The organism is Pantoea sp. RIT-PI-b (assembly GCF_001187905.1).
GTDB classification, from domain to species: domain Bacteria; phylum Pseudomonadota; class Gammaproteobacteria; order Enterobacterales; family Enterobacteriaceae; genus Pantoea; species Pantoea nemavictus.
In genome coordinates this window covers 70,824-86,149 of sequence record NZ_LGIS01000033.1, presented here as the reverse complement: position 1 = coordinate 86,149, position 15,326 = coordinate 70,824, and the positions used below count along the sequence as shown (strand labels likewise).

Genomic DNA, 15,326 nt, shown 5'->3' with positions numbered 1-15,326 from the left:
GAGATTTCACATGACGATGACACTGCAAGAAAAACGGATTTTAGGCGCGTTTTATGGCCAGGCGCTGGGCGATGCGATGGGCATGCCATCAGAATTATGGCCGCGATCGCGCGTGAAACAACATTTTGGCTGGATCGATCGTTTCCTGCCCGGTCCGGCAGAAAATAACGCCGCCTGTTACTTTGGACGCGCATCTTTCACTGACGATACGTCGATGGCGCTGGCATTAGCTGATGCGATCGTGACTCATCATGGCGAGATCAATGCGGAAACCATTGGCGCGAATATTTTGCACTGGGCGGAGTCGTTTGATGCCTTCAATAAAAACGTACTGGGGCCAACCTCAAAAATCGCGCTCAATGCCATGAAAGCCGGCACGCCGGTGTCGCAGCTGGAAAATAATGGTATGACCAACGGCGCGGCCATGCGCGTCTCGCCGCTCGGTTGCCTGGTGCCTGCTCGCGATCTCTCCGCTTTTATCGAGGCCGTCGCGCTGGCATCAAGCCCAACGCATAAATCAGATGTTGCGATTTCCGGTGCCACGGTGATTGCCTGGGCGGTGTCGCGCGCTATTGATGGCGCTAGCTGGGCAACCATTTGTGATGAACTACCAGCCGTCGCGCGTGCGGCGCAGGAAAAGCGCGTGACTACCTTTAGCGCGTCAATGGCGGCGCGTCTGGATCTGGCGTTGAGCGTTGTTAAGCAGGGCAGGGGCGTGGAATCCAGCATGCAGCAGATTTACGATCTGGTCGGCACCGGCACCAGCACTATTGAATCGGTACCGGCAGCGATTGCCATGGTGGAACTGGCAGAAACCGATCCTAATCGCTGTGCGATTCTCTGCGCTAACCTCGGCGGCGATACCGACACGATTGGCGCGATGGCGGTGGCTATTTGCGGCGCGTTACACGGTATCGATAGCATTGATACTGAGCTGAAAGCCGAACTTGATGCCGCTAACGCACTGGATTTCACGCGCTACAGCCAAGCCTTTCTCGTTTTCCGCCAGCAGCGCGAGGCCGCTTATGCTGACGCCTGACGATTTGCAGCGGCTTGAAGCGCACCTGCCGGTGTACGTAATTGGTGCGGCAGTGGTGGATGTGATTGCCGATGCGTACTCGTTGCCGCATCGCGGCAGCGATATCGAGCTCCACCAGCAGGGCGTCAACGTAGGTGGCTGTGCACTGAATGTAGCGATTGCACTGCATCGACTCGCTATTCCATCAACCAACGCGCTGCCGCTCGGCAATGGCATCTGGGCGAGCATCGTGCGGCAGAAGCTAACGGAATACGGGATTCACAGCGTACTGGAAACAGCGAAAGGCGATAACGGTTGGTGCCTGGCATTAGTTGAACCGGATGGCGAGCGCACCTTTCTTTCAGTAAGCGGCGTGGAAAACCAGTGGGATGCTGCACTGCTCAGCTCGCTGCCGCAGCCGGCTAATCGCTGGATCTACCTTTCAGGTTATCAACTCACCAGCAAAAGCGGTGAAGTGCTGATCGATTGGCTGGAGCAGCAAACTCAGCCCTATCAGCTGCTGGTGGATTTTGGACCACGGCTGGCTGATATCGCTAAGACACATTTTGATCGCATTATGGCCTGCCATCCACTGATTACAGTGAACAGACAGGAAGCAGAACTGCTGTGGCATGAACGTCTCGGTGAGCATCAACCCTTTGATGTGCAGCAGTTAATGACGCGCTGGCAGCAGCGTTTTGATGCTGCGCTGGTGGTGCGGCTTGATAGCGAAGGTGCAGGTTTCGTTGACGCTGACGCTCAGGGCTGGATACCGGCGCTGCCGACTCAGGTCGTTGACACCATTGGTGCAGGCGACAGCCACGCTGGTGGTCTATTGGCGGGATTGGCTTCAGGTTGGTCGCTGGCGAAGAGCGTCGCGCTGGGCAACATCGTCGCGTCTTATGTGGTGTCACAACGCGGCGGCGACTGCGCGCCCGATCGCGCCACGTTAAGCACCTATTGGCAGCAGCGCCTTACTCAGCAATAAACACATACATGTCGCTACGACAGTAGCTAATGCTGTACTCCAGCGGATTGCCCTGCGCATCTAACGCCAGCTGCTTAATAACCAAAATGGGTACGTTGTCGGGCAAGGCGATCTGCTGCTGGAGCGCCTCATCAGGCATGCGAGCACTCACTCTACTTTGCGATTTCACCGGCAGGATTTGCTGCTGGTGGAAATAGTCGTAAAGCGAAATACCAATCTCATCTACATCATCGATCAAGCGCGCCGGCACCCAGGATTCTTCAACGGACACCGCCAGTTGATCGACATAGCGAATTCGCTTCAGCAGAAAAACCTCACTGCCTATACTCACGCCCAGCTTCCCGGCAATTTCGGCGCTACAGTGGATTTTACTTTTGTTAATCCACACCGTATCCGGCTTCTTACCGCGTAATACCGCTTGTTGCGACAAACCTTTCGGCTCTTTCAGTGAATACTCAAACTGGCTGCAAATCTGCGTACCGTAACCGCGTGAGCGCAGCACCACCCCCTCTTTTTCCAGTGCATCCATGGCTTTACGGACCGTAATACGCGAAATACTCAGCGATTGGCTGAATTCACGTTCACTCGGCAGGATCTCTTCATGCACCAGCACGCCATCGCGCACCGCATCTTTAATCGCGCTAGCGAAGCGTTTGTAAAGCGGCGTGCGGCTCTCATCGGCAAGGGTAGAAGTAAGCCGCGAAAATAGTGCTGTTGGGTCGGTCATAGCAGGTTGGTTCACTCAATCCGGTAAGCGGCAGAACGCTATGATACTGACTTTTTGCGGCGGGCGAAGCATCTTTGGCGGTTACTGTTAGCGTCGCCGTTTTTAAGGTTGATGGAATGTCTGATGGTAAAGGAGATTTGATCTTACCCGTAAGCAAGACTATAGTCGTGCTTACGGATGTAATAACGGCAAGGAAGGGAAAATGGGAATTTACCTGACGCCAGAATTTCAGGACGGACGTTCAAAAGCACGAATTACAGATACAGTGTTATGCAAGGCGGCAAGGTCGATTTTCGCCGGGCTATAAGAAGCGATTGGGCTTACCCGGCGTTGGTGCTTCTGATGGGGCGCGCTGCATCGTGTTTTTTAATGACGGAAAGAATATTTATTTCTTTGATATGTATTTAAAAAGCCAGCTTTCAAAGAAGAAAGGCAAAGAGTTAGAAGACGATGAAATCGATGCGTATTGTAAAATTGCCCGAGATTTCATTGCGATGCCTGACGAGCTCATTGAGACGTTAGTGAAAGCTAAAGAGTTGATTGAGGTAACCTGTAATGACTGATCGTTTGAAAAAAATCCAGAACATGGCGCAACGCTACAACCAATTGGGTGCAGTGAAAGATGAAACGCTTGCTGAAATTAATGCAGCGATTGAAGCGCGTAACATTCCACCCGTGCGCACAATGAGCGGTTTAGAAATCAAAGCCGTACGCTTGCGCTGGAATATGTCACAAGCGGCATTGGCATTAACCACCGGAATGTCGGTAGAAAGCGTGTCAAAGTGGGAGCGCAACGAAAGCAAGCCAAACAACGCCGCCCTACGTATTCTCAACACCATTGATGATAAAGGGCCAGCTGTCTTTATCCTCTAAACAATAAAAGCCCCTTTGGGGCTTTTCATAATGCGGAACTCAAAATCAACGCTCATCAAACGGCACGCCGCCTTTGGACTTATGGTGTTTTGGCGTTTCGATGATGGAAACCGTCACCGAATTGGCATCGATCTCGAACGAATCCGCCACCGCTGCGGTGACGGCCCTTAATAACTTTTTCTTCTGCTCCACGGTGCGACCTTCTGCCGCATAAACAACGATTTCTGGCATATCTGCTTCTCCTTGACAGTGAATATCAATTTTCAGCATACCTCAGGCAAAGGCAATCCGGCAGCGTGAATCTCAGCGCAACGCAGCCTGGCGCTAATCCGTTCAGCGTTTCTAAATGCAATCTGTGTTGAAATGTGAATTGTTATGTTATAACGTAATTATAGCGTTCTTTTTGTCGCGATATTTTACGGAAAACATAATGAAATCAATTAAAAATTTGCTTATCGCCTCGGCGGTAGGCCTGGCTTCTTGCGCCTCATTGGCGGCGGAACATCAGGATAAACCGGTGCGTATTGCGGCACCGTTCGAAATCAAAGGTGCCGATCCCGCGCTCTCCGGTGACATTCTGTTACGCATGGATGTGGTCGAAACGCTGGTGGAAGTTAACGATCGCGCCGAGCCTATCCCGGCGCTGGCCGCAAGCTGGCAAGTCTCTGCTGATGGTTTGCGCTGGCAATTACAGCTGCGCGATAACGTCCGTTTCCATGATGGATCGCCGCTGGATGCCGCCGCTGTGGTGAAATCACTGAAGACCGCGCGGAGTAAAGCGGGTCTACTGGATAAAACGCCGATTACCGAAATCAGCGGAGAAGGGCAACAGGTCACCATCACTTTACGCGAACCCTTCACCCCCTTGCTTTCGGTGCTGGCAGACAGTCGTTCGCAGATTCTTGCTTTAGCCAGCTGGGATGCGCAGGACAAGATCACTCGCATCATCGGTAGCGGTCCGTTCATGCTGACGTCGTTTCAGCCACCACAGTCGCTGACGGTGAAACGCTTCAATGATTACTGGGGCGAAAAGCCTGCCATTGCAGCCGCCAGTTATCTCTCCTCTGGACGTGCTGAAACTCGCGCGTTGCTGGCGGAAAGCGGTGATGCAGATTACGTTTTCAATCTTGATGCCGCCAGCCGTCAGCGCTTAGCCCGTAAGCCATCGCTGCAACTGCCGGCCATTCCGGTACCGCGCACCCTAATGCTAAAGCTGAACCTGGGCGATCCGCTGTTAGCCGAACAGCCGGTGCGAGAAGCGATCAGCATGGCGATTGATCGTAACGCGTTGGCGATGGCGGTGCTGCGTTATCCGGGCGCGGCCAGCCAACTGTTTCCACCCAATATGGGCGGCTGGCATAACAGCAACCTGCAACCGCTGCAGTTCAACCTGCAACAGGCAGCACAACAGCTGCAGGCGGCGGGGTGGAAAGTTGGGACCGATGGTGTCTTAGTGCGCAACGGTCAGCGCTTCAGCCTGACGCTGCTGACGTTCCCGGATCGTCCCGAACTGCCGCTAATGGCGATGGTGATCCAGCAGCAACTGCGCAAAGTGGGCATTGAAGTGAAGATCAACGCCACCAACGCCAGCGAAATTCCTGCACAGCATCACAGTAATCGTCTGCAGCTGGCACTGTTCTCCCGCAACTTTGCCCTAACGCCCGATCCAACCGGCACGTTACTGCAGGATTACGCCACCCACGGCGGCGACTGGGGGGCGATGAATTGGCATCCGGCAGGGTTTAACGCGGCGTTGCATACGCTCACCCAGTCCACCGATGAGGCTGCACGTGCGCAGGCCCGTTATCTGATCACCGCCTCACTGCAGCAGGATTTGCCGGTGATCCCTATCGCCTGGTATCAGCAATCGGCCGCGATTAACAGCAAGCTGAAAAACGTCACGCTTGATGCGTTTGAACGTCACTTTGGTCTGCGTCAGATGCAGTGGGAGCAATGATGATAAAGCTTCTTGGCTGGCGCCTTGGACAAGCGGTTTTTGTGATTCTGGCGGTCGGTTTACTCACCTGGTTTTTGGTGCAGGCGCTACCGGGCGACATGGCCTGGCGTATTGCCAGTGGTCGCTATGGCTACGATCGCGTGGATGCCCACGCAGTGGCGCGGGTACAGCAGGAGTTGAGTGGATCATTACAGCAGGGCAGCGCGTTGCTGCACTGGTTGTTCGATCTGCTGCAGTTCAATTTTGGCCGTTCGCTGGTATCGGGCGAGCCGGTAATGGATGAGCTGCGCTGGCAGCTTAGCCAGACGCTGGCGCTCGCTGGCACATCGCTTGTTCTGACCCTATTGCTCACCTTGCCGTTAGGTATTTGGGCGGGATGCCACGCCAACGGTAAGCTCGATCGTGCGTTGTTCTGGCTGAGCGCGCTGCTGAAATCGGTACCGCATTTCGCGCTGGGTATGCTGCTTATCGTGCTGCTGGCACTTCAGCTTGATTGGCTACCCAGCGCCGGTCACGGTGAGCTGCGTCATTTCCTGTTACCGGCGTTGACACTGGCGTTATCGTTAACCGCCGTTGGCGTCCGCGTGGTGCGTGAAGCCACTTTTCAGGTTGTCACGTCCGGCTATTACCGCTGGGGCGCGCAAAAAGGTTTAGCGCCCGCCACGTTGTTGCGCCGTCATGGGTTACGAAATCTGGCATCGCCGGTAATGACCTGGTTCGGCATGCAGTTCGTCTGGCTGGTGGAAGGGGTCGTCGTGGTAGAAACGCTGTTCGCCTGGCCGGGCATTGGCCACGCGCTGGTGCATGCCATTTTTGCGCGCGATGTGCCGGTGATTCAGGCGAGCGCCATGACGCTCGGCCTGCTGTTTGTCTTGCTCAACATGCTGGTGGATGCGGGTTGTCATCTACTTGATCCAAGAGGGAGACGCGCATGATGCTTTCGCCTGCACGTCTGATTGGCTGGCTGATGTTGTGCTTACTGCTCGGCTTCGCCTTCTTGCTGCCACTGGTTCATCACGGCGATCCGCTGGAACAGGATCTGCTGCAGATCCTGCATGCGCCCAGCAGCGGCAACCTTCTCGGGTTTGATCATCTTGGTCGCGACATGATGTCGCGCCTCAGTGCGGCATTGCGTCTGTCACTCGGCCTCGCGGCGCTGTGCGTAATAAGCGCCATGCTGGCCGGTGTATTAGCTGGCGTAATAAGTGCGCTCTATGGCGGCTGGCTCGATCGCGCACTCAGCATGCTCGGCGACATGTGCCTCGCGCTGCCGGGTTTGCTGCTGGTATTACTTTTAGCCGCGATTGCGCCCGATTCCCCAGGCATGCTGTGGCTGGGCATTTCATTGGTGCTGTGGGTGGAATTTTTCCGCGTGACACGTGCCACCTTACGTCCAGTGGTGCATGCGCCCGGTATGCAGGCGGCAATGCTGCTTGGCTTCTCGGCGTTCTACCGTTTCCGCCGACATCTGTTGCCAGCCTTAGCGCCAGTGTTAACGACGTTGACGTTGTTCTCTTTCAGTAGCGCCATCATGGCAGTGTCGGCACTCGGTTTTATCAGCGTTGGCGTGCGTCCACCCACGCCGGAACTGGGATTGATGATGACTGAGCTACTGCCATTTGCCTGGGAAGCGCCGTGGTTGCTGATGCAGCCGGTGATTGCGCTATTTCTGCTGCTCATTAGCCTGAATCTCTTAATGAAAAAGGAGCGTCGATGAAAGGATTACACGCCATCGGCATCACCGTTACCACCGCCAGCCAGACGCTGGTGGAACCGGTAGATCTCACCTTGCTGCCAGGTCAGCCACTCACGTTACTGGGCGAAACGGGTTCGGGTAAAAGCCTGTTGGCGCAGGCCATCATGGGCATTTTGCCAGACGATCTGCAGGCGAGCGGCACGCTTATCATCAACGATCGATGCTTCACTCTGCCGCAGGATGTCGCGCTATTACGCACTTTATGGGGCCACACCTTAGCTTCGTTGCCGCAGGAACCCTGGTTATCGCTCGATCCCACCATGTCAGTGCTACAGCAGGTGGCGGAAGGCTATCGTTTTGTGCGCGGACAAACAAAAGCAGACAGCGAAAACGCTGCCAGCAGTGATTTACAGCAGCTGGGCCTGGCGCAATCGACATCCCGTTATCCGTGGCAACTCTCCGGCGGTATGGCGCAGCGCGCCGCCTTTGCAGCCGCTCGCGCAGGCGGTGCGCAGATATTGCTAGCCGATGAGCCAACCAAAGGACTGGATGTGGCGCGTCGTGATGAGGTCGCGGCCTTGCTGCGCAGAGAAGTGGCTGAGGGCGGCACGCTACTCACCATCACGCACGATATCGCCCTGGCCCGACAGCTGGGCGGCGAGGTGATCGTGATGCACAAAGGGAAAGTAATTGAACAGGGCAGGGCGGAGCAGGTAATGCATTCACCGCAGCAAAGCTACACGCGCAAATTGCTCGCCGCCGATCCGGCCGCATGGCCCGCGTGGCAGCAAACTTTCATTGCAAGTAAACCAGTAGTCAGTGCCGAGGGGATTCAGCTGCAGCGCGGAGGGAAAATGCTCGGGGTGCCGGAAAACTTCACGCTGCACGCGGGTGAAGTGGTTGGGCTGTACGGTGCCAGCGGTAGCGGGAAAAGTAGCTTTGGCGATGTACTGCTCGGATTATTAACGCCGCAGCAAGGCCGCATTACGCGCCATGCTGCGGTGGATACGCTGAAATATCAGAAGATTTATCAGGATCCATCCGCGTTATTTCCACCAACCCGCACGCTAGGGCAGAGCCTGAACGATCTATTGCGACGTCATCGCATTGCTTGCACAAGGCGAGATGCGTTGATGGAACAGTTGGCGCTGGCACCGGATCTGTTGAAACGGCGGCCCGATGCGCTCTCGGGCGGCGAGCTACAGCGCTTCTCGTTGCTACGCGTAATGCTGCTGGAGCCGGTGTTTCTCTTCGCCGATGAACCCACATCGCGGCTTGATCCGCTGGTGCAACAGCAAACCATTCAGCTCATCACCTCATTGGCAAGCAAGCAGCAATGCGCGGTGCTGCTGGTGAGCCACGATCGCGATCTGTTGGAAAAGGGCACGCATCGGGTAATCGCGATGGAAACCCGGAATTAGCGCTCTGGCGGCTGGCTATCACCGAGACCGAGGGAACGCTGCATCACCACGGTATCGAGCCAGCGGCCATGTTTGAAACCCACCGACTTCATTACGCCGGTGTGCTCAAAACCGAGCGCCCGATGTAACCCCAGCGATCCTGCGTTGGCGCTATCGCCAACGATCGCAATGATTTGGCGAAATCCTGCCGCTTCCGCCAGCGCAATGGCCTTTTGCAGCAGCGCGCGTCCAATGCCTCTACCAGTTTGCTGCTGATCGAGGTAAATCGAATCCTCCAGCGTGAAGCGATAGGCTTAACGCGGGCGGTACGGTGCCAGATAGCAATAACCCAGCACCTGTTCATTCTCTTGTGCCACCAGCCAGAAACCGCCGCGCTGCTGCACATCCTGCACGCGATTGAGCATTTCGCTCGCAGAAGGCGGTTCGGTTTCAAAAGTTGCGGTGCCGTGCAGCACATGCCAGGCGTAGATCTTCTGAATGGCCGCTGCGTGATGCGGTCTGGCGGGAATAATGTCCATATGTTCCTGATTATCAGCGTAGAAAATCACAGCATGCCACCACGCCGCACGCTAATCACCGGATTTAACAATAGGAAATTGTGATGGCTGATATCCTGCAGCGTAGAGTCGCCATTCATGGCGACCTGGAACAATCAGCAATTAATTTTGCTCAGAAAGCTGCACCGCCATGGTATCTGGCTCTAAGGCTTCGAACACGTGCGGTTCGTCGGCGGGGTAACAAATATAGTCACCTGGATGCAATTCAACCGGTGCTTCGCTGGGGCCAACCAGCGCCCGTCCGCGGGCGATGATGATATGTTCAACTGAACCCGGCGGATGAGGTTCGGAAGCGCGCGGCGCGCCAGGTTGACTGGTTACCAGATAAAGATCGCGTCGCCCGCCGGGTGGGCAACTGGCCAGTAATGCCGCCTGATAATCTGCCATCTCCGCCGACACAATCATTCCTTCGCCACGGCGAATGATCTGTAAGCGCTTCACTTCCGGCTCCATCAGACGCGCAAAAGGTATATTCAGCGCCACGCACAGTGCCCACAAGGTTTCGAGGCTAGGATTGCCGTTACCTGCTTCAAGCTGCGAAAGTGTTGATTTAGCAATCCCGGCGCGGCGCGCCACTTCTGTCAGCGACAGCCCCGCACGCTGTCGTTCACGTAATAACCCGGCAGCAATAATATCAATTGGTGTGGTCAAACCTACTCCTGTTCTTTATATCGAACGATTTGTTCGTCTTGTAAAACAATCACACTGCGTTCATTATAACGGCTTTCCTGTTCGATATGAGATCAAATTGTGATGCGTCTGGGTGCAGTGCCGCTTGATCGCGGAGTATTAAAAGCCATTTTCCTGGTGTGTCTGGCCGACGGTATTGTCGGGCTTTCGTATGGTTCGCTGGCAGCAGCAGAAGGTTTTCCGCTGTGGGTGCCGATTGCCCTCTCGACGTTGGTGCTGGCAGGCGCATCGGAATTTCTGTTTATCGGCATTGTGGCCGGTGGCGGCAGTCCGCTGACGGCGGCAGCGGCCGGTTTGCTGGTCAATGCGCGTCATCTGCCGTTTGGTATTGCGGTGAAAGATCTGGTCGGCAAGGGCAGTCGCAGCCTTTTGGGCTGCCACATCATGAATGATGAAAGCGTGGTGTTCGGCATTTCTCAACCCAAACTGGCACAGCGGCGGGCGGCATTCTGGATCTGTGGCTTAGGCATTTTCACCATCTGGCCATTGTCAGTGATTGGCGGTGCGGTGATCGGGCGTTTTATTCCTGACGTTTCCTCTATTGGCCTTGATGCGGTGTTTCCGGCGATCCTGATTGCCTTGATTTTCCCCGCGCTGCGCCAGCGTCGTACGCTGATTCCGGCGACGCTTGGCACGGCATTGTCGGTACTGGCGACACCGTTTGTTCCGGCGGGGATGCCGGTGCTGTTTTCACTACTCGGATTATTGAGCTGGCGGGAGCGTAAAAATGCAAAATAATCTGATCATCGCGGGCATAGCGCTGCTGGCGGTGGGCACCTATGCCGTCCGCTTTGCGGGTTACCGCCTTGGCAGCCGCATGCAGATGTCGGAACGGGTACGCAGCATGTTATCTGATGCCGCCACCGTTTTGCTGTTGGCGGTGGCGGTCACCACTGCACTGTTTGAAGGCACCCACTTCGCCGGAGTGGCGCGTATCGCCGGCGTGCTGTTTGCGGTGTTTCTCGCGTGGCGTCGCACCCCGTTGATTTTAGTCATCATTGGCGCTGCGCTGATGACGGCATTGCTGCGTTATTTAGGCGTGCCTTAAACCTTTTTGCTACTGTGTGATATCCCGGAACAACAGCAAACAGGAACCTATATGAAACCGCGTTTAGCCCGCTGCGATGAAACTGCTGCGTTGTGGCGCATTCGCAATCTCGCCATACGCCACGGTTGTCAGGGTGTTTATCCGGCAGAAGTCATCAGCGCATGGACGCCCGATGCGTTACCCGCTGGTTACTTTGCGGCGGTAAAACGTAATCCGTTCTTTGTAATAGACGATCCTGAACACGGCGTGGCCGCTACCGGATTTCTCGATCTCCATAACGGCAGCGTAGAGGCTATTTTCACGCTGCCCGCCTGTAATGGCAAAGGCTATGCCAGCGCGATCATGCAGGCGATCATTGATGAAGCACGGCAGCGCGGTTTTAAACAATTGACGCTCGCCGCCACGCCCAACGCCAGCAGTTTCTATCAACGCCACGGTTTTCACGTGGTGCGTGACGCGTTATACCCTTCGGCGCTGGCGCAAGCCGATCTCGCCTGTGTTGAAATGGTCCGCGAGCTTTAAGGCTAAAATGATAAACAGTGCAAACAACAAGGATCGCGCGAATATGGTAATTAACTGCGTTGCGTATCGCCACGGTAAGCGTGAAGAGCATGTTGATGTTGCGGACATCAGCGAAGTGCTGAAAGAGGAGAAATCCTTTGTCTGGATGGGATTGTACCAACCTGAACCGGCCTTTATGCAGACGCTGCAACAGGAGTTCAGCCTGCACGAGCTGGCGATAGAAGATGCGCTAGTGGCACATCAGCGACCGAAGATTGAGCAATATGGCGATTCAGTATTTATCGTGGTGAAAACCGCACATATGGACGATCTGCAGCGCATCACTTTTGGTGAAACGCACTTCTTCCTTGGCAAAAACTTCTTGATCACCGTGCGTCATGGATCGTCAGAAGGCTATGCTGCGATTCGCACTAAAGCGGAAAAAAATCAATCGATGTTGTGTGAAGGTCCGGGCTATGCGCTTTATTGCATACTCGATTTCATCGTTGATCACTACAGCAAAATCACCGAATCCCTAAACGATCGAATTGGTGGGCTGGAAGAGGGCATGTTTACTACTCGCTTCGACAGCGATGCGTTGCAAAACGTTTACCACCTGCGTCGCGAACTATTAGCGCTGCGCAATGCGGCGCTGCCGGTGACAGAAATTTGTCAGCAGCTGGTGCGTTTTCATGAAGATATCATCCCGAAAAATCTGCGCGCCTATCTGCGTGATGTGCAGGATCATGCGCATCACGTGATGATTGATGCGGAAGATATGCGTGAGATGCTCACCAGCGCGATGCAGGTCAATCTGGCGCTGGTGTCGGTGCAGCAGAGCGAAGTGAATAAAAAGCTCGCCGGCTGGGGTGCGATCCTGATTGTACCAACGATTATTTTCAGTATGTACGGCATGAACTTTCCCGATATGCCAGAATTGCACACGCACTTTGGTTATCCGGCGGTGGTGGGCGTGACAATCGTCATCTGCTGCGTGATGTGGTGGCGGTTGAAAAAGGCTGGCTGGCTGTAACGTGGCCGTATTGGTCGTGTGCAGTTTGCTGAATTAATCCATTGCGTTCACTTTAAAAGTAAGGCCATGATAACGCTCTGATTGCTCAAGGAGATTGTCATGGCTTCTTCGCCTTTCACTATCGGTCTGCTGCTGTTTCCCAACCTCACGCAACTCGATCTCACCGGTCCGTGGGAAGTGTTTGCCCGCATGCCCAACGTCAAAAATTATCTGATTTGGAAAGATCGCCAGCCGGTGATGTCAGATCGTGGCATGGCGATTGTGCCAACCGCGACCTTTGCCGACTGTCCGCAACTTGATCTAATTTGCATTCCCGGCGGTCCCGGACAAATCGCACTGATGGACGACGACGAAACGCTGGATTTTGTGCGGCGCATGGCGCAAAACGCGCAATGGGTGACATCAGTGTGCACTGGATCGCTGGTGTTAGGCGCTGCGGGATTACTGCAAGGATATCGGGCAACTTCGCACTGGGGATCGCTGGATCAGCTCAGCCTTTTAGGCGCCACGCCGGTAGCGGAACGCGTGGTGCGTGACCGCAACCGCATCACCGGCGCGGGCGTCACCTCAGGCATTGATTTTGCCTTAACGGTGGCGCAGGAGTTGTTTGGGCGCGAGGTTGCGGAGAATATTCAGTTGCAGATGGAGTACGATCCGGCGCCGCCATTCCACTCTGGCTCTCCGCGCAGCGCCTCACCAGCGCGACTGGCCGAGGCGAAAAATCAGATGCAGGATTTTATTGCCCGACGCCGTTTGGCAACCGAGCAGGCAGCGGCAAGGCTAAAGCGCTAATACGACAGATGAGTATGAAATCTGGCGATTTCAGCCTGAAATCGCCACGGATTTTCACCCTCAATGTGCGCTGGCAGTAGGGCGCACGGTGATTTCACTGGTATCCACCTCGCTAGGTTGTTCGATGGCCCAACTCACCGCTTTGGCAATCGCTTCCGGCTGCAGTGCAATCTGGCGATAACTCTTCATCGCCTCACGCGCAACACGGTCGCTGATGCTATCGGCGAGTTCAGACTCCACCACGCCCGGATTGAGCACCGTAACGCGCAGATGCTGTGATTCCTGGCGCAGACCATCGGAAATGGCACGCACCGCGAATTTAGTAGCGCAATACACCGCCGCGGTGGGGGAAACCGTCAGGGCGCCAACCGACGCGATGTTGATGATGTGGCCAAACTGCTGGGTCTGCAGGGTAGGAAGCACTGCCGCGATACCATACAGCACGCCGCGAATGTTGACGTCCAGCATCAAATCCCACTCTTCGACCTTCATAGAACTCATCGGCGACAGCGGCATGACACCTGCATTGTTAATCATCACATCAATGCGGCCATATTTCTCCAGCGCAAAATCGGCCAGCTGCTGTGTATCGGCACGCCGTGTGACATCGGTAAGCAAATAATCCACGCTTGCGCCCGCTAAACGCAGCTCATCGCAAAGCGCCGTCAAGCGATCGGCGCGACGTGCACCGAGAATCAGTTTGTGACCTTGCTGCGCCAGATGACGTGCAATGCCTTCGCCTATGCCGCTACTGGCGCCGGTTAAAATAATCACTTTAGGATTTGAGTGGGTCATGACGTACTCCTCGTTAAGTTGACGAGGCTATTGTTGATAAATCATACGTTAGACGACAGACCCGATCGTGGCGCATGTTTGCCTGATTCTCTCGCTACCCTTGTGTATTTATTACCTTGATGGCTATGCTTTGCCTGAATCTCTCTGCGGAACATCATTTATGGCGCTCTCAGTTCAACAACGTACCTGCGCATTGCTCAGTCAGCTGGCACGTCAGGAAGGCTATACCGAATCGCTGCTGGAAAGCGTGCGCTTTATGCGTGCCGATCGGCAGTGGGCACGCACGCCGGTGCTGTATGAACCCAGCATCATTATTATTTGCCAGGGTTCGAAACGCGCGTTTCTGGCCGACAAAATGTATCGCTACGATGCACAGCATTTTCTGGTGCTGTCGGTACCGTTGCCATTCTCTGCTGAGACTGAGGCAACCTCCGAAGAGCCGTTGCTGGGCATCGCCGTTCGCCTGGATGTTGCCATGGTGGCACGGCTGGTGGCGCAACTGACCAGCGTTGAAACGGCGATGACTGCGGCACCAGCGGGCATTATCTCGACGCCCATTGATCAGGCATTAGCGGAAAGCACCTTACGCTTGCTGGAAGCGCTGAGCGATCCACTCGAAGCCAAAGTATTGGCGCCAGCGCGGGTTGAAGAGATCTGTTTTCGCGTGCTGATGGGCGAGCAGGGCGGCGCGGTGCGCGCGGCGTTAACCTATCAAGGCCATTTTGGCCGCATCGCCCGTGCTCTGCAGCGTATTCATCAGGACTGGCGTCAGCCGCTAAATGTGCCGCATCTGGCAAACGAAGCCGGAATGAGCGTGCCGCGTTTTCATCTGCATTTCAAAACCGTCACGCAAACCTCGCCGATTCAATATGTTAAATCGCTGCGTTTACATCAGGCGCGTTTGATGATGATCCGCGATAATCTCACCGCCGCCGGCGCGGCAGCGCGCGTAGGTTATGAGAGCGACTCGCAGTTTAATCGTGAGTTCAAAAGGATGTTTGGTCGAAGCCCCGCAGAAGAGGCGCGGATAATGAAGCGGGCGTTTGAGTTGTTACCGCCGGAGCAGTTGTCCGGCCGTTTACTGGCACATTAACTTAACGAATCGCCATGACGGCGACAACAGCCAAAATCCAGAACAGCGCGCAACCGGACAATACCAGTTGCCAAACACGGTGACGTTCGACGTTAAAAATAGTAGAAAAATGAGCGCGTAAAAGGGTTTGCATAGTG

The 15,326-nt window shown here is 55.1% G+C and carries 19 protein-coding genes and 1 pseudogene; 14 read left to right on the top strand and 6 right to left on the bottom strand.

All coding sequences use genetic code 11. The annotated features are described in order from the left end of the window. The first annotated feature begins 10 nt into the window (after positions 1-10). Both AC790_RS21420 and AC790_RS21415 read left to right on the top strand, forming a co-directional pair. Positions 11-1,039: an ADP-ribosylglycohydrolase family protein gene (locus AC790_RS21420; protein ID WP_049853109.1), complete on the top strand. Its 1,029-nt coding sequence runs from the start codon at positions 11-13 to the stop codon at positions 1,037-1,039. After that, positions 1,026-2,006 carry a PfkB family carbohydrate kinase gene (locus tag AC790_RS21415; protein ID WP_049853108.1) on the top strand — a complete coding sequence of 327 codons (981 nt, stop codon included), beginning with the start codon at positions 1,026-1,028 and terminating at the stop codon, positions 2,004-2,006. The genes AC790_RS21420 and AC790_RS21415 overlap by 14 nt, the downstream gene beginning before the upstream one ends. Here the strand turns inward: AC790_RS21415 and AC790_RS21410 are convergent. Continuing rightward, positions 1,993-2,733 (bottom strand): GntR family transcriptional regulator, encoded by a 741-nt coding sequence (locus AC790_RS21410; RefSeq protein ID WP_049853107.1) that lies wholly within the window; start codon positions 2,731-2,733, stop codon positions 1,993-1,995. The genes AC790_RS21415 and AC790_RS21410 overlap by 14 nt on opposite strands. 314 nt (positions 2,734-3,047) lie before the next feature. Between AC790_RS21410 and AC790_RS21405 the strand changes: the two genes are divergently transcribed. Together AC790_RS21405 and AC790_RS21400 are read left to right on the top strand one after the other, a co-directional pair. Beyond that, entirely contained in the window at positions 3,048-3,296 is a 249-nt protein-coding gene (locus tag AC790_RS21405) for a type II toxin-antitoxin system RelE/ParE family toxin (RefSeq protein WP_049853106.1), read from the top strand. Further along, a complete protein-coding gene (locus AC790_RS21400) occupies positions 3,289-3,606 on the top strand; it encodes a DNA-binding transcriptional regulator (RefSeq protein ID WP_007886102.1) in 318 nt (105 codons plus the stop codon). Before AC790_RS21405 ends, AC790_RS21400 begins: the two co-directional genes overlap by 8 nt. A 45-nt stretch (positions 3,607-3,651) precedes the next feature. On the opposite strand, the gene AC790_RS21395 is transcribed toward AC790_RS21400, so the two are convergent. After that, positions 3,652-3,837, bottom strand: coding sequence for a tautomerase family protein (locus AC790_RS21395; protein WP_007886101.1), 186 nt, complete (start codon positions 3,835-3,837; stop codon positions 3,652-3,654). A 199-nt stretch (positions 3,838-4,036) separates the two neighbouring features. On the opposite strand from AC790_RS21395, the gene AC790_RS21390 reads away from it, so the two are divergent. From AC790_RS21390 to AC790_RS21375, 4 genes are read left to right on the top strand one after another with little or no spacing between them, the layout of a single operon-like run. Further along, a complete protein-coding gene (locus AC790_RS21390) occupies positions 4,037-5,563 on the top strand; it encodes an ABC transporter substrate-binding protein (protein ID WP_049853105.1) in 1,527 nt (508 codons plus the stop codon). After that, the gene (locus AC790_RS21385) at positions 5,563-6,498 is read left to right on the top strand and encodes an ABC transporter permease (protein WP_049853455.1); all 936 of its coding nucleotides are present in this window, start codon (positions 5,563-5,565) and stop codon (positions 6,496-6,498) included. Before AC790_RS21390 ends, AC790_RS21385 begins: the two co-directional genes overlap by 1 nt. Continuing rightward, the gene (locus tag AC790_RS21380) at positions 6,495-7,280 is read left to right on the top strand and encodes an ABC transporter permease (protein WP_049853104.1); all 786 of its coding nucleotides are present in this window, start codon (positions 6,495-6,497) and stop codon (positions 7,278-7,280) included. The genes AC790_RS21385 and AC790_RS21380 overlap by 4 nt, the downstream gene beginning before the upstream one ends. Beyond that, positions 7,277-8,680, top strand: a complete 1,404-nt coding sequence (locus tag AC790_RS21375; protein WP_049853103.1) for an ABC transporter ATP-binding protein — start codon at positions 7,277-7,279, stop codon at positions 8,678-8,680. The genes AC790_RS21380 and AC790_RS21375 overlap by 4 nt, the downstream gene beginning before the upstream one ends. Here the strand turns inward: AC790_RS21375 and AC790_RS21370 are convergent. Beyond that, positions 8,677-9,198 (bottom strand): annotated as a pseudogene (locus tag AC790_RS21370) (N-acetyltransferase family protein). The gene AC790_RS21375 and the pseudogene AC790_RS21370 overlap by 4 nt on opposite strands. A gap of 141 nt (positions 9,199-9,339) precedes the next feature. After that, positions 9,340-9,888 carry a helix-turn-helix domain-containing protein gene (locus tag AC790_RS21365; RefSeq protein ID WP_049853102.1) on the bottom strand — a complete coding sequence of 183 codons (549 nt, stop codon included), beginning with the start codon at positions 9,886-9,888 and terminating at the stop codon, positions 9,340-9,342. Between the two features lie 102 nt (positions 9,889-9,990). Between AC790_RS21365 and AC790_RS21360 the strand changes: the two genes are divergently transcribed. The 5 genes from AC790_RS21360 (at position 9,991) to AC790_RS21340 (ending at position 13,301) form a co-directional block, all read left to right on the top strand. Then, positions 9,991-10,665 (top strand): AzlC family ABC transporter permease, encoded by a 675-nt coding sequence (locus AC790_RS21360; RefSeq protein WP_049853101.1) that lies wholly within the window; start codon positions 9,991-9,993, stop codon positions 10,663-10,665. Further along, positions 10,655-10,975: an AzlD domain-containing protein gene (locus AC790_RS21355; RefSeq protein ID WP_049853100.1), complete on the top strand. Its 321-nt coding sequence runs from the start codon at positions 10,655-10,657 to the stop codon at positions 10,973-10,975. The genes AC790_RS21360 and AC790_RS21355 overlap by 11 nt, the downstream gene beginning before the upstream one ends. A gap of 51 nt (positions 10,976-11,026) precedes the next feature. Beyond that, on the top strand, positions 11,027-11,497 hold the full coding sequence (locus tag AC790_RS21350) for a GNAT family N-acetyltransferase (RefSeq protein WP_007886076.1): 471 nt from the start codon (positions 11,027-11,029) through the stop codon (positions 11,495-11,497). A 43-nt stretch (positions 11,498-11,540) separates the two neighbouring features. Beyond that, positions 11,541-12,509 (top strand): magnesium/cobalt transporter CorA, encoded by a 969-nt coding sequence (gene corA, locus AC790_RS21345; RefSeq protein ID WP_049853099.1) that lies wholly within the window; start codon positions 11,541-11,543, stop codon positions 12,507-12,509. A gap of 99 nt (positions 12,510-12,608) precedes the next feature. Next, positions 12,609-13,301, top strand: a complete 693-nt coding sequence (locus AC790_RS21340; RefSeq protein ID WP_049853098.1) for a DJ-1/PfpI family protein — start codon at positions 12,609-12,611, stop codon at positions 13,299-13,301. Positions 13,302-13,361: 60 nt separating this feature from the next. Here the strand turns inward: AC790_RS21340 and AC790_RS21335 are convergent, their stop codons facing one another. Next, the gene (locus AC790_RS21335) at positions 13,362-14,096 is read right to left on the bottom strand and encodes an SDR family oxidoreductase (RefSeq protein WP_049853097.1); all 735 of its coding nucleotides are present in this window, start codon (positions 14,094-14,096) and stop codon (positions 13,362-13,364) included. Positions 14,097-14,256: 160 nt separating this feature from the next. On the opposite strand from AC790_RS21335, the gene AC790_RS21330 reads away from it, so the two are divergent. Then, complete coding sequence (locus AC790_RS21330; protein WP_049853096.1) at positions 14,257-15,189, top strand: AraC family transcriptional regulator; 933 nt, start codon at positions 14,257-14,259, stop codon at positions 15,187-15,189. Between the two features lies 1 nt (position 15,190). On the opposite strand, the gene AC790_RS25265 is transcribed toward AC790_RS21330, so the two are convergent. Beyond that, positions 15,191-15,322, bottom strand: coding sequence for a hypothetical protein (locus tag AC790_RS25265; RefSeq protein ID WP_007886067.1), 132 nt, complete (start codon positions 15,320-15,322; stop codon positions 15,191-15,193). Positions 15,323-15,326 lie beyond the last annotated feature (4 nt).

Excerpts from the sequence above, each read along its gene's own strand:
- AC790_RS21330 (WP_049853096.1), top strand. The coding sequence starts at position 14,257 with ATGGCGCTCTCAGTTCAACAACGTACCTGCGCATTGCTCAGTCAGCTG.
- AC790_RS21390 (WP_049853105.1), top strand. The coding sequence starts at position 4,037 with ATGAAATCAATTAAAAATTTGCTTATCGCCTCGGCGGTAGGCCTGGCT.
- AC790_RS21360 (WP_049853101.1), top strand. The coding sequence starts at position 9,991 with ATGCGTCTGGGTGCAGTGCCGCTTGATCGCGGAGTATTAAAAGCCATT.
- AC790_RS21395 (WP_007886101.1), bottom strand. The coding sequence starts at position 3,837 with ATGCCAGAAATCGTTGTTTATGCGGCAGAAGGTCGCACCGTGGAGCAG.
- AC790_RS21400 (WP_007886102.1), top strand. The coding sequence starts at position 3,289 with ATGACTGATCGTTTGAAAAAAATCCAGAACATGGCGCAACGCTACAAC.
- AC790_RS21335 (WP_049853097.1), bottom strand. The coding sequence starts at position 14,096 with ATGACCCACTCAAATCCTAAAGTGATTATTTTAACCGGCGCCAGTAGC.
- AC790_RS21420 (WP_049853109.1), top strand. The coding sequence starts at position 11 with ATGACGATGACACTGCAAGAAAAACGGATTTTAGGCGCGTTTTATGGC.
- AC790_RS21355 (WP_049853100.1), top strand. The coding sequence starts at position 10,655 with ATGCAAAATAATCTGATCATCGCGGGCATAGCGCTGCTGGCGGTGGGC.
- AC790_RS21350 (WP_007886076.1), top strand. The coding sequence starts at position 11,027 with ATGAAACCGCGTTTAGCCCGCTGCGATGAAACTGCTGCGTTGTGGCGC.
- AC790_RS21415 (WP_049853108.1), top strand. The coding sequence starts at position 1,026 with ATGCTGACGCCTGACGATTTGCAGCGGCTTGAAGCGCACCTGCCGGTG.
- corA (WP_049853099.1), top strand. The coding sequence starts at position 11,541 with ATGGTAATTAACTGCGTTGCGTATCGCCACGGTAAGCGTGAAGAGCAT.
- AC790_RS21410 (WP_049853107.1), bottom strand. The coding sequence starts at position 2,733 with ATGACCGACCCAACAGCACTATTTTCGCGGCTTACTTCTACCCTTGCC.
- AC790_RS21340 (WP_049853098.1), top strand. The coding sequence starts at position 12,609 with ATGGCTTCTTCGCCTTTCACTATCGGTCTGCTGCTGTTTCCCAACCTC.
- AC790_RS25265 (WP_007886067.1), bottom strand. The coding sequence starts at position 15,322 with ATGCAAACCCTTTTACGCGCTCATTTTTCTACTATTTTTAACGTCGAA.
- AC790_RS21380 (WP_049853104.1), top strand. The coding sequence starts at position 6,495 with ATGATGCTTTCGCCTGCACGTCTGATTGGCTGGCTGATGTTGTGCTTA.
- AC790_RS21375 (WP_049853103.1), top strand. The coding sequence starts at position 7,277 with ATGAAAGGATTACACGCCATCGGCATCACCGTTACCACCGCCAGCCAG.
- AC790_RS21385 (WP_049853455.1), top strand. The coding sequence starts at position 5,563 with ATGATAAAGCTTCTTGGCTGGCGCCTTGGACAAGCGGTTTTTGTGATT.